A 518-nucleotide genomic window follows, 5' to 3' on the forward strand; every position below is an offset into this window, starting at 1 on the left:
CAAGGCGTCAGCGTCAGCCAAGTCTGCCGCGAAATGAAGCTGACCGAAAGTGTGGTCCGACGCTGGGTACACCAACTGGATGACGAGTCAGCCGGCAGGCCGGGGATTGGTAAACCGTTAACGGCTGAGCAGCAACGTATTCGAGAACTGGAAGCCGAAGTCAGGCGACTAAAATCAGACAATGAATTATTAAAAAAAGCTTCGGCCTTCTTCGCACGGGAAATAAAGTGATCCACGATGTTGTCACTGAGTTAGCGAAGCAGGCCCCGATCAAGCAGGTCTGTCAGGCGTTGGACATCAGTCGCTCTGGTTACTACGCAGCGCGTCGCAGAGTCAATACACCCAAACCTATTTGCCAGGACAGCGTGCATGCTCAGGCGGTTTTTCTTGCCAGTGGTCGCACCTATGGCAGTCGTCGTTTGAGTGCAGCCCTGCGTGCCCAGGGCCATGATGTTGGACGTCATCGCTGTCGTACCTTGATGAAAGCCTGTGGACTCAAGGCCTGTTGGCGTCGCAAG

General features: G+C 54.6%; 1 pseudogene. It reads left to right on the forward strand.

The annotated features are described in order from the left end of the window. Window positions 1-518, forward strand: a pseudogene (locus ABD353_RS40250) (IS3-like element ISKpn18 family transposase); the annotation flags it as partial.

This window comes from Kitasatospora arboriphila, assembly GCF_039528095.1.
Taxonomy (GTDB): Bacteria; Actinomycetota; Actinomycetes; order Streptomycetales; family Streptomycetaceae; genus Kitasatospora; species Kitasatospora arboriphila.